The sequence below is a fragment of the Staphylococcus sp. HMSC035D11 genome (assembly GCF_001836075.1).
GTDB classification, from domain to species: Bacteria; Bacillota; Bacilli; order Staphylococcales; family Staphylococcaceae; genus Staphylococcus; species Staphylococcus hominis.
In genome coordinates, this window is sequence record NZ_KV827250.1 from 1 (window position 1) to 14,731 (window position 14,731).

The 14,731-nt window shown below is 29.0% G+C and carries 14 protein-coding genes; 3 read left to right on the forward strand and 11 right to left on the reverse strand.

Translation table 11 applies throughout. The features are described 5' to 3' along the window. Positions 1-454 precede the first annotated feature (454 nt). The 3 genes from perR to HMPREF2647_RS06480 form a co-directional block, all read right to left on the reverse strand. On the reverse strand, positions 455-904 hold the full coding sequence (gene perR / locus HMPREF2647_RS06470) for a peroxide-responsive transcriptional repressor PerR (RefSeq protein ID WP_017175209.1): 450 nt from the start codon (positions 902-904) through the stop codon (positions 455-457). A gap of 95 nt (positions 905-999) precedes the next feature. Beyond that, positions 1,000-1,950 carry a phosphoglycerate dehydrogenase gene (locus HMPREF2647_RS06475; RefSeq protein ID WP_017175210.1) on the reverse strand — a complete coding sequence of 317 codons (951 nt, stop codon included), beginning with the start codon at positions 1,948-1,950 and terminating at the stop codon, positions 1,000-1,002. Between the two features lie 5 nt (positions 1,951-1,955). After that, positions 1,956-2,411, reverse strand: coding sequence for a peroxiredoxin (locus HMPREF2647_RS06480; protein WP_017175211.1), 456 nt, complete (start codon positions 2,409-2,411; stop codon positions 1,956-1,958). Between the two features lie 80 nt (positions 2,412-2,491). On the opposite strand from HMPREF2647_RS06480, the gene HMPREF2647_RS06485 reads away from it, so the two are divergent. Continuing rightward, a complete protein-coding gene (locus HMPREF2647_RS06485; protein ID WP_070859755.1) occupies positions 2,492-3,781 on the forward strand; it encodes a glutamate-1-semialdehyde 2,1-aminomutase in 1,290 nt (429 codons plus the stop codon). Between the two features lie 154 nt (positions 3,782-3,935). Further along, a complete protein-coding gene (locus HMPREF2647_RS06490; protein ID WP_017175213.1) occupies positions 3,936-5,030 on the forward strand; it encodes an FUSC family protein in 1,095 nt (364 codons plus the stop codon). A gap of 77 nt (positions 5,031-5,107) precedes the next feature. Here HMPREF2647_RS06490 and HMPREF2647_RS06495 read toward each other — a convergent pair whose 3' ends face one another. The 3 genes from HMPREF2647_RS06495 to mutY all read right to left on the reverse strand — a co-directional run bounded on the left by HMPREF2647_RS06495 (position 5,108) and on the right by mutY (position 8,680). Further along, positions 5,108-6,844: an ABC transporter ATP-binding protein gene (locus tag HMPREF2647_RS06495; protein WP_017175214.1), complete on the reverse strand. Its 1,737-nt coding sequence runs from the start codon at positions 6,842-6,844 to the stop codon at positions 5,108-5,110. Between the two features lie 154 nt (positions 6,845-6,998). After that, a complete protein-coding gene (locus HMPREF2647_RS06500; RefSeq protein WP_017175215.1) occupies positions 6,999-7,541 on the reverse strand; it encodes a nucleoside tri-diphosphate phosphatase in 543 nt (180 codons plus the stop codon). A gap of 92 nt (positions 7,542-7,633) precedes the next feature. Then, positions 7,634-8,680, reverse strand: coding sequence for an A/G-specific adenine glycosylase (gene mutY, locus HMPREF2647_RS06505; protein ID WP_049379628.1), 1,047 nt, complete (start codon positions 8,678-8,680; stop codon positions 7,634-7,636). Between the two features lie 135 nt (positions 8,681-8,815). On the opposite strand from mutY, the gene HMPREF2647_RS06510 reads away from it, so the two are divergent. Continuing rightward, complete coding sequence (locus HMPREF2647_RS06510; protein WP_049379627.1) at positions 8,816-9,793, forward strand: metal-dependent hydrolase; 978 nt, start codon at positions 8,816-8,818, stop codon at positions 9,791-9,793. Positions 9,794-9,909: 116 nt separating this feature from the next. Here HMPREF2647_RS06510 and HMPREF2647_RS06515 read toward each other — a convergent pair whose 3' ends face one another. From HMPREF2647_RS06515 to sgtB, 5 genes are all read right to left on the reverse strand, one after another. Continuing rightward, the gene (locus tag HMPREF2647_RS06515; protein ID WP_049379626.1) at positions 9,910-10,674 is read right to left on the reverse strand and encodes a teichoic acid transporter; all 765 of its coding nucleotides are present in this window, start codon (positions 10,672-10,674) and stop codon (positions 9,910-9,912) included. 8 nt (positions 10,675-10,682) lie between these two features. Then, positions 10,683-12,200, reverse strand: a complete 1,518-nt coding sequence (locus HMPREF2647_RS06520) for an ATP-binding cassette domain-containing protein (RefSeq protein ID WP_049379625.1) — start codon at positions 12,198-12,200, stop codon at positions 10,683-10,685. A 15-nt stretch (positions 12,201-12,215) separates the two neighbouring features. Beyond that, positions 12,216-12,530, reverse strand: coding sequence for a YfhH family protein (locus HMPREF2647_RS06525; protein WP_049379624.1), 315 nt, complete (start codon positions 12,528-12,530; stop codon positions 12,216-12,218). Next, a complete protein-coding gene (recX, locus tag HMPREF2647_RS06530; RefSeq protein WP_002488055.1) occupies positions 12,523-13,326 on the reverse strand; it encodes a recombination regulator RecX in 804 nt (267 codons plus the stop codon). Before recX ends, HMPREF2647_RS06525 begins: the two co-directional genes overlap by 8 nt. A 168-nt stretch (positions 13,327-13,494) precedes the next feature. Next, positions 13,495-14,307, reverse strand: a complete 813-nt coding sequence (sgtB, locus tag HMPREF2647_RS06535) for a monofunctional peptidoglycan glycosyltransferase SgtB (protein WP_002450042.1) — start codon at positions 14,305-14,307, stop codon at positions 13,495-13,497. Positions 14,308-14,731: the final 424 nt, after the last annotated feature.

Consider the following 14,731-nt stretch of genomic DNA (forward strand, 5'->3'; position numbering starts at 1 on the left):
GTTGACATATTGTCATTCAGTTTTCAATGTTCGTTTTAACAATTACATTTATTAATTGTATCAAATACTAATTATTTTTGTCAAGAACTTTTTTAATTTTTCTTTTCTTGAAGTTAATTAATATTTCAACAAATAATATCTTATAATAAATTGTTTTTATAATCAATAGTCAAAATTACACTTTCTTAACATTGTTTTAAACTAATTTACTTTGCGTTTTCAAACAATATCTTTTGTTTTTGACGACTTTTATATAATAGCAAGTTTATTATTGAACGTCAATGAATTTTATAATATAAAATTGTTTAATATTTCACACTAAATGTATTCATCATCTTTAATGAGTATTTTTTATACTAAAACTCTATGGTATTTTTTATTTAATATTTATCTTTTAAATTCTTTGATTACTTATAAACAAAAAAAGCAATGACATTAAAGTCATTGCCTAACTTTATTCTTTATTTTTACATTCTTCACACAATCCATAAATTTCCATTCGATGATGTGTTACGTCAAAGTTTGTAACGTGTTGAGCTAATTGTTCAATTTCATCCAATTGAGGATAGTGGAAATCTACTATTTTACCGCATCGTTCACAAATAACATGATAATGATTATGAGTATTAAAGTCGAACCTACTTGATGCATCTCCATAAGTCAATTCTTTTACAATACCTATCTTCTTAAATACTCTTAAATTGTTGTAAATTGTCGCAACACTTATATTAGGAAAATCAGGTGAAAGTGCTTGATAAATTTCATCCGCTGTAGGATGTGTATGTGAGCTAATTAAAAATCTAACAATAGCTTGTCTTTGAGGCGTGATACGAACGCCTGACTTTCTTAATGCTATTATAGCTTGTTCAAGCTCATGTTCAATTGATTCTATTTCTGCACTCATCATTTTCACCATCTTTCTACTTTATAATTATTATTATCTTATTAATAATATAACTACTTTCATACGGCATTGTCAATTATTCCATAAGTTTTATATTAATAGCCATCTTTTAAGTCTACTACGTTCTCACTTATTTCTTCTTTATTGAGAAAATGAGATAGATTTCTTTCAAATATTTTCGTTGCTTCCTTTTTATTTTCTTTATCATTACCAGTTATATGTGCAGTAATTGTCACGTTATCTAAATCATAAAGTGGATGTTCTGATTCTAGTGGTTCATTTTCGAATACATCCAAGTAAGCATGACGTATTAATTTTTCTTTAAGTATTTCAATTAAATCGTCTTCTTCTACTATAGTTCCTCTTCCTACATTAATAAATAAGGTATCTTCCTTCATTAATTGGAAGTGATGTTTGTTTAATAAATGATATGTTTCTTTGGTTTCTGGTAACGTATTAATTATTATATCCGCTTCTCCTAATAGTTCGTCTAATTCATTTATCTCATATGTTTGATTAAATCCTTCTTTTTGTTTTCCTGTTTTACTTACACCTATTATTTTCAATTCGAAAGGTGTCAATAACTTTACAGTATCTTGAGCAATAGCTCCAGTACCTAAAAATAAAATTGTTTCATCCTTTAAACGTTTACCTGTCAAAGTACTATCATAAATATGCTTTTGTTGATTAATAAATGATGTTTTCATTTTTTTATGATCATCTAATATAAAAGTTAGTATATATTCTGAAAGTTGCTTTGATTGTATTCCTCTAGTATTGGTTAAAATAATTCCTTTATTCTTAATATACTCTAATGGTAGATTGTTTACGCCTGTTGCATACCATGCAATCCACTTTAAATTCGGGCAAGACTTTATAAATCTTTCATTAATCTCCCCGTCATACCCTATCAATACCTCGAGTTCTTTTTTTTCATTATCTGGAATATTATCTGCTTTATCATAAAACAAAAATGAAATATCAGGATACTTTTCTATTAATTCATTTTCTATATTACCTAAACGTTTCAAGCTTACGATTTTCATTTATCTCACTCCAGCATTTGTTTTAATTCATCTATTTGTGTTTTAACTTTTACTTTTTCAATGATATTTGTAATATATCCCGCTTCATCTATTACAAACGTTGTTCTCACTATTCCCATATTTTCTTTTCCAAAACTTTTCTTCAAACGATATATTCCTACTGCCTTCGATAACTTAAATTCATCATCAACTAACAAATCAAAATTCAAATGATGCTTATTAATAAAGTTTTCGTGTTTTTTTCTAGAATCCCCGCTAATACCATAAACTTTAACTTTCATATCATTAAAGTATTGTATATTATCTCTAAAGTCACATGCTTCTGTTGTACACGTTGGTGTGTTATCTCGTGGGTAGAAATATAATATTGTTTTTTCTCCCATAATTTTTTCATTAGTAATTAATTCACCATTTTGATTCTCTAATTCAAATTTTGGAAAAAGATCTCCTATTTTTAACATCGTATCACTCATTTCTTCATATTATAATTATTATGTTACGATAGTAATGAATATTATTAAATAAGAAAGGTTGATACTCTATGAATTTCACTGAAAGTGAACGTCTTCAAAAGTTATCAAATGAATATATTTTAGGTGGAGTTAATTCTCCTTCACGCTCTTATAAAGCTGTTGGCGGAGGTGCTCCCGTAGTTATGCGTGAAGGTCATGGCGCTTATCTTTACGATGTCGATGGAAATAAGTACATTGATTATTTACAAGCATATGGTCCTATAATCACTGGTCATGCTCATCCTCATATTACTGAAGCTATCCAAGATCAAGCGGCTAAAGGTGTGTTATATGGTACACCGACTGAACTTGAAATTGATTTTAGTAAAAAATTACGAGCAGCTATTCCTTCATTAGAAAAAATTCGTTTTGTTAATTCTGGAACAGAAGCAGTAATGACTACAATTCGAGTTGCTAGAGCTTATACTAAAAGAAATAAGATTATTAAATTTGCGGGGTCTTATCATGGCCATTCTGATTTAGTATTAGTTGCTGCAGGAAGCGGACCTTCTCAATTAGGTTCTCCAGATTCAGCTGGTGTACCTGAAAGTGTCGCTAGAGAAGTCATTACTGTACCTTTCAATGACATTGAATCTTATAAAGAAGCCATGTCACATTGGGGAGATGAAGTAGCAGCTGTATTAGTAGAACCTATTGTAGGTAATTTTGGTATGGTAAAACCTCAACCAGGCTTTTTAGAAGAAGTTAACAACATCACTCATGAACATGGGGCTTTAGTGATTTACGATGAAGTCATCACTGCTTTCCGCTTCCATTATGGCGCTGCACAAGATTTATTAAATGTTTATCCAGATTTAACAGCATTTGGTAAAATTGTTGGTGGTGGATTACCAATCGGTGGCTACGGTGGCCGTCAAGATATCATGGAACATGTTGCTCCATTAGGCCCAGCATACCAAGCAGGAACAATGGCAGGTAACCCACTTTCAATGAGAGCAGGTATTGCATTACTTGAAGTTTTAGAGCAAGGTGGTGTATATGAGAAATTAGATAATTTGGGTAAACGTTTAGAAGATGGTTTAAATAAACTTATCGAAAAACATCATATTACTGCAACAATTAATCGTATTTATGGATCGCTAACACTCTATTTTACAGATGAAAAAGTAACACACTACGAACAAGTAGAAAATTCTGATGGTGAGGCATTTGCAAAATTCTTTAAACTTATGCTTAACCAAGGTATTAATTTAGCACCTTCTAAATTTGAAGCATGGTTCTTAACTACTGAACACACTGAAGAAGATATTGATCGAACATTAGAAGCGGCTGACTATGCCTTCAGTCAAATGAAATAATATTTAAAATTTAACGGACCTAAGAATGTCATATCGTAAATATACATTCTTGGGTTTTTATATATGCGTATACTTGTATAGTTTTATTTGTTGAGTGTATACTAATTTAAAAATACATTAAACTATAAACTTGTTATTTAAAGGAGCGTTGTATTTGAAATTAGGCGCACGTATACTTAAAACTGGAATTGCTATCATTCTCGCCCTTTTTATCGCTTCTTTTTTACCTGATAATGTTGGTTTGAAATCTGTAGCAGGAATAAGTGCTATTTTTGCAATGCAACCTAATATATATCGTTCAATGAAAACGATATCTGAACAAGCTACAGGTAATTTAATCGGTGCTATATTAGCAGTGATTATGGTAACCATTTTTGGTAAAAACATTGTGATTATGGGTATCACAGTCATTCTATTAATCGCCATTTTATACAAATTAAACTTGGCGCATGTAGCAACATTAGCAGGTGTCACTGCGTTAATCATTATGGGGCAACATACAGGATCGTTTTATCTTGCAGCTACATTTAGATTTATTTTAGTAATGATTGGAGTTTTAAGTGCTTCACTTGTAAACCTAGTATTCTTACCTCCAAAATTCGAAACTAAAATTTATCATAATGCGGTTAATATTTCTTCCGACATATTTATATGGTTTAAACTTGTGATTAATGATACTTCTGAATATCATCAGATAAAAGAAGATGGTGAACAGTTAGAATCTCGCATCATAAAATTAGAACAAATCTATAACTATTATCACGAAGAACGTACGTTTACAAGAAAAGCTGCTTTCCAACAAAATCGTAAAAAGATATTATTTAAAGAGGTCGTTGGAACAACTCGACAAGCTTACGAAGTATTAAATCGTATGGCTAGATATCAAAATGATTTGCATAATACGAATCATAATTTATTATTTCAAATTAAATTAGAGTTAGATTCATTAACAGCGTATCATGAACAAATTTTAAAAAGTTTATCAAAAAAGGCGCGTTATAATGTAGATGATTTTGATAATCAAATTTTAAATCCTCAAAAGAAAAATCTTATGGATGCTTTTCAATATCAATTAATTCAAAATCCATATCAAGTAGAATATTCATATTCGAATATCATGCAAATTATCGCAGCTATTGAAGAATATCGATATTATTTAGAGCATTTAGATAGACTAAGATTAAGTTTCTTTACGTATCATCGTAATGACACGGATATTGAAATTCAAGATGAAGACTTTGATTTATAAAAATTAAATATCAATACTAAAAAAGACAAACTTAACTATCAAAGTTGAGTTTGTCTTTTTTAGTATTCATTATTTAGTTATAAATCTTGAATGCTATACAAATGTTCATATTCACCTTTTTTAGCAATCAGCTCTTTATGTGTACCCGTTTCAACGATTTGGCCATGCTGCATAACAATAATTTTATCTGCGTGTGTGATTGTTGATAATCTATGAGCTACAATAAGTGTAGTTCTATCTTTACTTAAAACATCTAATGCGTCTTGAATAATTGCTTCACTTTCTAAATCAAGTGCACTTGTCGCTTCATCTAAAATTAATATAGGTGGATTATTTAAGAAAATACGCGCAATAGATAAACGTTGCTTTTGGCCACCAGATAATTTTACGCCACGTTCTCCAACTTCAGTATCATAGCCATTCGGTAAATTCATAATAAAGTCGTGCGCATTTGCCATTTTAGCTGCTTCGATTATTTCTTCTTCAGTAGCATCAGGACGTCCTAATAAAATATTCTCTCTTACAGTATCAGAAAATAAAATATTGTCTTGTTGAACAAGTCCAATTTGATTTCTCAAGCTTCCTGTTAAATAATCTTTAATATTATGACTATCGATCAAAATTTCACCTTCACTTACATCATAAAAACGTGGAATAAGATTAATAAGCGTAGATTTACCTCCCCCGCTCATACCGACGAATGCTACTGTTTCACCTTTGTTTATATTTAAATTTATATTTTTTAAAACTAAAGATTCATCTTCATTATATTTAAAGCTTACATTTTTTAATTCAATATGTCCTTCTTTTATTTCAATAGGTTGTGCACCTTTTTTATTTTTAATGTCATAGTCTTCATCCATTAATTGAAAAATACGATCCATAGAGGCGAAACTTTGCGTTAAAGTTGTGAATGAAGAAACTAAACGTCTTAATGGTCCGAATAATTGTTCTAAATATCCTACAAAAGCTGCTAAGGTACCTACTGTAATTGAACCAGTGATTGCTAAATATGACCCTACTCCAATAACAATGATAGGACCTAAATCTGTGACTGTATTAATAGCTGCAAATGAATAGGCATTCCATGAAGTATGTTGAAACGCTCTACTTAAAAAGTTTTTATTTTTTTTATCAAAGTTTTTCGCTTCATTATCTTCAATTGCAAAGCTTTTTATTACAGACATACCTTGAACACGTTCATGTAAAAATCCTTGTACTTCCGCTAATGCTTGTGAACGTTTACGTGTTAATTTTCTTAAACGTCCAAAGAAAAAATATACTGTAAAGATATAAAAAGGAAAAATAATAATTGCTGCAAGTGTTAATTTAATATCTAAGAAGAACATAATAGAAAGCGCAATAATAATCGTTACACAGTCTAACCAAATATTCATTAACCCAGTTAAAATAAAGTCTTTCGTTTGTTCTACGTCATTAATTACTCTCGATATAACTTGTCCCACTTGATTATTTGCATAAAATCGAGCACTTAAAGCTTGTAAATGGTCATACAATTGCTTACGAATATCATATAAAATTTTATTACTCGTCCATTGTGCTAAATATTGTCGAAGGTATTCAATTGGCGGGCGCACAATTAAAAATATAAATAGAGTAATACCTATCGCTATAGCAAGATGATGGAATTTTTCATTGGTAGTTAATGTACCATTATTAATGACACCATCAATCGCATATTTAATTAATAATGGAATTAACATTGGAATACCAAATTTTATAATTCCAATAATAATCGTTGCGAAAATACGATATTTATATGGTTTGACAAATTCTAAATATCGTCGAATCACACTGACTCCTCCTTAATTTTATTATCAAAAAATGAATAGAGGTTGAACCCTCTATTCATAAACTCATTTATTTAAGAATAGGCAAGTAGTTTCAACCTCTTATTTATTACTCAAGTACTATAAACTAATTAATTACTATTTGCCTCAATTATGCTTAGTAATTACGAATTTTTTTATATCTTTGTTTCCAAACTTTTATAAAGTCAGGAGCGAAAGGACCTTTTTTCTGTTCTATCCATTGTTGTAAAATGTCTACATTTCTTCTGAGTATTACGTCTATTTCATGAGGATAATTCATTTGTTTCATATGTTGTTCATATTCATCCTCATCTAATAAATGATATTTACCATTTGGATAAACTTTAATATCTAAATCATAATCAATATATTTTAAAGCTTCTTCATCACATACAAAAGGCGAAGATAAATTACAGTAATAGTAAATACCATCTTCTCTAAACATGCAAATTACATTAAACCAATACTCAGAATGAAAGTACACGATTGCAGGCTCTCTAGTAATCCATGTACGTCCATCACTTTCAGTTACTAAGGTATGATCATTCCCACCAATGATGACGTGATCTGTTCCTTTTAAAATCGTTGTTTCAGACCATACTCTATGAATATTTCCATCATGTTTATAGCTTTGGATTTTTATATTTTCGCCTTCTTTAGGTATGGATTCTTTAACCATACTCCACACCACCTTTTAAAGTTTTTACAATTCGAATTATACCATATTTTTTTAAACTTCTTTAAAGAGATATAGAGAGATAATATGTTTTTCTATTTACCAACAATAAACTCATATATTTTACTCATTGATACTGGGAAAGAATAATCGTCTCGATTTTCTAAATCAAACCATTCCATAAAGTCTGGTAATTGTGCTGATTCAATATTTATATCTTCAATCACACTATAAACATTTAAATTCCAAGTTTTATGTGTAAATTGATGCTTTAATTGAAATATTGCGTTCTCAGCTAAAGTTAATGACTGGTTTAACTTATATTCTAGTTTTTGAATCCCATTAGGACTTTCAAACATCGGAAATTGCCACATACCATTAAGTAGCTTTTCTTGACGTTTTTCAATCAGATATTGACCTTTCTGATTTCTGACTAAAAAAACCTCCTGATTAATTATTTTCTTAGCTTGCTTTTTAGTCTTGATAGGTAACTCTAACGTAGTTCCTTTTCGAAATGCTTCACAATTTTCCTGCACTGGACAAAATAGGCATAACGGATTCTTAGGTGTACATATTGTTGCACCTAATTCCATCATTGATTGATTAAACGTACCCGCTTCTTCTTGTACAAAAGGTTGAAGCTCTTTTTCAAATGATTTTCTAGTAGATTGTAATTTGATATCACGATAGTCATTATTAAGTCGAGTCCATACTCTAAACACATTTCCATCTACAGTAGCTAAAGGACGATTAAAAGCAATACTCATTACAGCTGCTTGAGTATATGGACCTACTCCCTTTAATTCACCAAAAACTTTAGGGGATGATGGCACTTCACCATTATAATTATGATGTACTTCTTTAATTGCTGTATGAAAATTGCGGGCACGGCTATAATATCCAAGACCTTCCCAATACTTTAATACTTCATCTTCTTTTGCTTCACTTAACGCTTCAATTGTAGGAAATCGATGAATAAATTTATTGTAATAATCAATGACCGTTTTAACTTGTGTTTGTTGAAGCATAACTTCACTTAGCCATATATAATATGGATTAGTCGTTTCCCTCCAAGGCATTTCTCGTTGATTTTTCTCAAACCATGTCACAATATTATTTTTAAATGTCGTTTCATTTAACATTAAATTATCCTTTCTCTTACATAAAAAAATGTATAAGTTATAATACTTTCTAATATTTGATAAGTATCTTAATTTTGTTATTCTAATTTTTAGATTATAATATATATTAAATCAAGATGAAAAGAGTGAACTTTTATGGATACAGCCACTCATATTGCTATCGGCATTGGACTAACTGCTTTAGCTACACAAGACCCAGCAATGTCACATTCTATGACAGCTACTGCAACAACTTTAATTGCGGGTTCTTTAATACCTGATGGCGATACGGTTTTAAAATTAAAAAATAATGCAACTTATATTTCACATCATCGTGGTATTACACATTCCATACCCTTTACGATTTTATGGCCAATATTACTTGCTTTTATAATATATGTTATCTTTCCGCATATAGATGTGACTCATATATGGATGTGGGCTCAGTTAGCGGTCTTTTTACATGTTTTTGTAGATATCTTTAATTCATATGGTACACAAGCACTTAGACCTATATCAAATAAGTGGATACAACTCGGTGTAATTAATACATTCGATCCAATTATTTTTTTAATATTATGTATAGGAATCACGCTATGGTTATTAGGCGTTCATCCATATCTAGTGTTCTTTCCAATTATTGGTATTTTAATTATTTATTATATTGTTAGATTTAAAATGCAATCAATAATCAAATCTCAAGCGTTGAAACACATTCATGATGAACATCATCCTGTGAAAATTTTTGTTGCACCTACTATGAAATTTATGGAATGGCGTGTAGCGATTCAAACTAAAAACTATGATTATGTAGGTAGAGCTTATGGTCGTAATATAACGTTTAGTGATAAAGTAAAACGTCAACAATTTTCACCCGATACACTTTTATGGCAAATAAAAAGTAATCCTGAAATAAGAACGTTTCTAAAATTCTCTTCTATCTATCGTTGGCAAATACGTAAACTTGATGATCAAACAACTGAGATACGATTGATAGATTTACGTTATCTAAATAAAGGACATTATTCTTTTGCAGCAATTGCACATCTTACTCAAGATCAAAAAATTGACCATTCCTATATTGGATGGGTATTTACAGAAGAAAAACTTCAAAAAAAATTGTACTCTCATTAATTCATTAACTTTAACTATAATTTAAACAACCCCTAGATGACTTATTGACAGTCATTTAGGGGTTATTATTATAACATCAAAAATATATATGTTATTTATAGTGATTCACTCATATATTAAAAATATTCATATTTCTTGTGGGCAACAAGTCGAGTTAAAATATAATTGATAACTCCAATTAATACTAAAAAAGCAATAAAATAAATATGATACACAATATTGTACATATTTACAGATCCAAAAACAATTGAAGATGATAATCCGTCAATCAAATAATACAATGGATTAATTTTTAATATTTGATCAATCATATTTGCCTTATTATTAGGTATAAAAATGATAGGTACTAAAAAGAATAACACAATTATTGCTATCACATAAAATTTAAATACTTTTTTACTTATTAAAGTCAATAAACCTAATGTTATTGATATAAAAACAATAAATATAATCGACATTAGTATAAAATAAACAAAAGAGATCACCGATGTTTCAAGGTTTACTGGCTTAAAGATTGACGTAATCAATGATAAAACACAGATAATTATAGCCCCTATCAGTGCATTAAGGATGGGCGTAATAATAGGTGTGAGTTGAAATGATTTAGCAATAAGATAATCATAATTATATAATTTGAATGATTTATATATAATATAAGCAATAGTTACAAAAGTATAGAACGCAATCATTCGATATATCCATTGGGCCTTTTCAATTTCTTCTGTATTAAAAAAATACATCACTCCAATTATGATACTAATGATAATTAATTGTATTAAAAATAAAATCACATCATATTTCCAAGTCTCCTTTACTTTTGCTTTAGCTAAATGTAAAAGAGATGGAAAATGTTTAAAATATAATATTAACTTATCTATCATGTTTACACCTACAATTCGATATAAATCCATTTACTATTTTTCATATCTGCAATTAAATATCCATTATTTAATTTTGAAATCCATACATTACCTTTAATATTAAATTTACGCTCTAATTTTGATTTATCTACTATAGGAAATACAAAACCAGTTAACTTATCCTCATCATTAAATAACATTTTAATAGGTTGTTGTGTAATAGGCACCACAAATCGTTGATCTTTTTCAGGAACAAGTGTCTTTTTCACTTGCTTATGTGGTTTATGTAATTGAGTATTAAAATAATCAACATACTTACTGTAGTTTGACTTCATATAAGGCGCTAAAGTACTAAATTTATGCGTTTCATATAATGCAGCAGGATTAAAATAATAAATTTTGTTCTTACCTACTTCATATGTATCATCATCGACAATTAAGCGATATTTTGAAGCACTTTCTCCAGTAATCGTCACAAAAGAATATTTTGGCATTGCAATATCTTGATGATTTGATAATGTCACTTCATCATGTAAAACAATTCCATAAGAAAGTTTATTTTCAAAAGGATCCGTGTCTTGATTTTGAACTTTCTTCTGAGATTCGTTGATAGGAATTTCAATTTTTCCTATATTATTCACTACTAGTGTGCCAAGTAACACTAAGACGATTAACGTTGAAACTAAAAGCGTCCAAAATTTAACTATAAAATCCGGAACTTTAACATGTTTGTATCGTTCGACTCTTTTAAAGTTATAACTCATTTCCGGCAATCTACTTCTACTTTTCTTCCAATCTAAATCAAAATTCTTAAGTGTTTCTTCATCTTCGATACTTAATCTATCTCTTTCATGATCATTAAATACCGGTAAAACGTCATTTAAAGACCCTTCCATACGCACTTGTCCGTGAGAAATCCATGTAACATAGTTACTCACTTGAGATATTTTAGAAATATCATCGTCTACAAATATAATTGATAAGTCATTAGACACATAGTCTTTTGAAAGTTGTTTTGCCTTATTTAAAAACGCTTCATCAAGATATTCGAGAATATGACTTAAAATAATAATTTCTGTTTTACAAACTCTTGCAACACTTAAAATCAATTGCGCATACTCAGAGTGACTAAGTTTATTCACTTGAATCGAAGATTTATCATCTAAATGCGCATATTTAATAATTTGATCGACAATATGTGAAGACGTCTTGTAATTAAATAAGCATTGTGTTTCTTCAATATAACTTTTAACAGACATATTTAATAAATGTTTGTTTTTTATATCTCCATAATAAATACTTGCTGATTGTACAACTTTCCCTCTATCAGGTGCAATATCTTGGGCCATAATTCTTCCAATCAATGTTTTGGATGAACCAGGTTCTCCTATGAGTGCAAGGGCTTCTCCTTGATAAATGTGTAAAGATATTTTATTTAATTCTATGTCTTCCGCGCCATATCCAAACGGCAGATACCACTTTCTATTCTTTTGGTTTCTATAGTATTGTGTAACATTTAATAATTTTAAAACGATTAAACTTCCCATTTGTGTTACATCCTTCTAAATTTTTAATAATGCAATGGGTAAACCCTCTTCAGGATTCGTACTATTTATTCTATAACCCCAAGCAAAAACCCCTTTTAAACGTTCAACTTTAAAGTATTGTTCACTACCATCATTTAATTTATATATTCTACCTATGTTAATTTTAGAACGATCGACTAAATAACTCTCAGCTACAATGACTTTACTTTCATAAACATCATATTCATTCATTATGCCATTCATTTCAGCTTTACGCATTTTTTCTTTACATAATTGTATTTCATGTCTCAATTCCTGCTCAGACATTTCACTTAATCTTTTGTCACTCATCTAAAATACCACTTTCTGCTAATTTAATTTTTATTTTATCATAATTATATCCTTTTCTCATAAGTGCTTCTATTGTTTTCATTTTTAATGTATTACCGTCATGTTTACGACGTTGCTTATTATAAACTTTTTCTAAATCCTTTTGTAATAAGTCATCTAGCACTTCTTCGTCTTGAGCAAAGTCTAACTCATTAAGTACATTTTGTGCAGTTTCTATTGTATATCCTTTTTGGATTAAGCTATGCATTACTTTTTGCTTTACTTTAACAACAGGACCTTTTTTAGTTTTCATTATTTTTTTAGCAACATGAATGATAGATTCTATAGGTTGCTCTTCTTCATATCGTTTAACATATCTATCTATAATATTAGGTTCTACTCCAACTTGGTATAGTTTTTGTTTAAATACTTCAGGTCCTTTATCTGTTGTGTTGATCATTGTATTTTTTAAACTTTCAGCGTAATCTTCATGATTAATATATTGCTCTTTATAACAATATTCAATCACTTTTTGTACTGTCATTTCATTAATATCATTCTTTTTCAAATAATCACTAACTTCTTTTTCAGTTCGTTTTTTATATGATAAATATTGTATTGCCATATTAATCCCTAGACGATAGTGTTCGTATTTTTGAATTTTTTCCATTTCTGCAGCATCTATCATTTGGTTCTTTTTCAAATTGAATTTAACGAGTGTATCTATATCAATTCCCATTTCAAATGCTTCATCAAGAAAGAGATTAAATCGTTCTTTATTATTTTTTTGAACTTCTATTTTAGTAATTTTCGGCATCATTATTCTCCTCATACTAATTAAAAATTGTATTTTAATAATATATTTATTTTATAACAGAAAATCTAACATATATAGTATTTGATATTAAAAAAGAGCGAAATGGAAGTTTATTTATTCTCATTCTCACTCTTAGTTTATATTCAATTAAATTGTTATATTACTATATTAATAATTATTAAGTTGCGATAAGGCTTCTTGATATTGACTGTCAGAAATATAATTCTGTTGTCGCATTTTTTCTAAATTCACTTTAATTCGATTCTTGAAATTATTTGATACGTTATTAATATCATATACACTTGGGGCATTAACTTTACTTGCTAGCATTGCACTTTGTAATACAGTAATAATCGGATAATAACTATTATTTTGATTTGTAGTTGCACCAAAATAATAATTTGCTGCACTTTCAATATCATATTGATTATTACCATAGTAAATATTATTCAAATAAAAACTTAATATCTGATTTTTACTATATTGCTGTTCAACTTTATGCGCGACAAATAATTCTTTTAGTTTACGTGTAAATGAACGTTCATTATTGTAATAATAATTTTTTACAGTTTGTTGAGTAATGGTGCTCCCACCTTGTACATCATGTTCACCAATCGTTGAAAATAATGCACGTGTTGTCCCTTTTATATCGAATCCATGATGTTTAGAAAAACGTTCATCTTCCATAGATATAAATGCGCCCTTAACATAATTCGGCATATTGTCTGATGATACAAAATTACTCTTATTTTCAATCGTTTGTAAATCATCGACATTCGCTCTAGATGATAAAAAATACATTAATCCAGTAAACAAAGCAAATATAATAATAAATATAATAAGCATTCTTAGAAAGAGCCGTTTACTTTTCTTCTTTTTCGGTGGTGAACCCACAGGTTGATAATAGGTATTATAATGAGGCTCATTTTGATCATAAGTTGTTTTCTCTTTTGGATAGTTATCTCTTTGTCTTCTTTTCATGGGTTTGCTCCTTTACTTAAAGGTCACTCTATAATTGAGAGTTTAACAGTAAGTGTTATTTTTATCTATATATACAATCAAAAATCAGTCTCAAGGTGTATCATTGATTTTTATATCGCTGAAATTTCCAAGTTACTTTAAAGAAGATAGAGAGGAATTATTTAAATTTGGATAAGAGGATTTAAAAAACGATATTAAGTTCATCAATATATACATGCTTAAAAGTAACATTTAAAACATATTTTCTCCATTTCTAGAAAACAAGAAAAACAAATCAATCAGATGCTTATGAATTGACACGACTTGTAATGATACATTCTCAGTTTCATTGGAGTCTATCCAAAATACAGTTATATTGTAATTCAATCATCGACTATCAACACATTAAAAATGAGTCCGGGACATAAAGTATCTAGATAAGTGA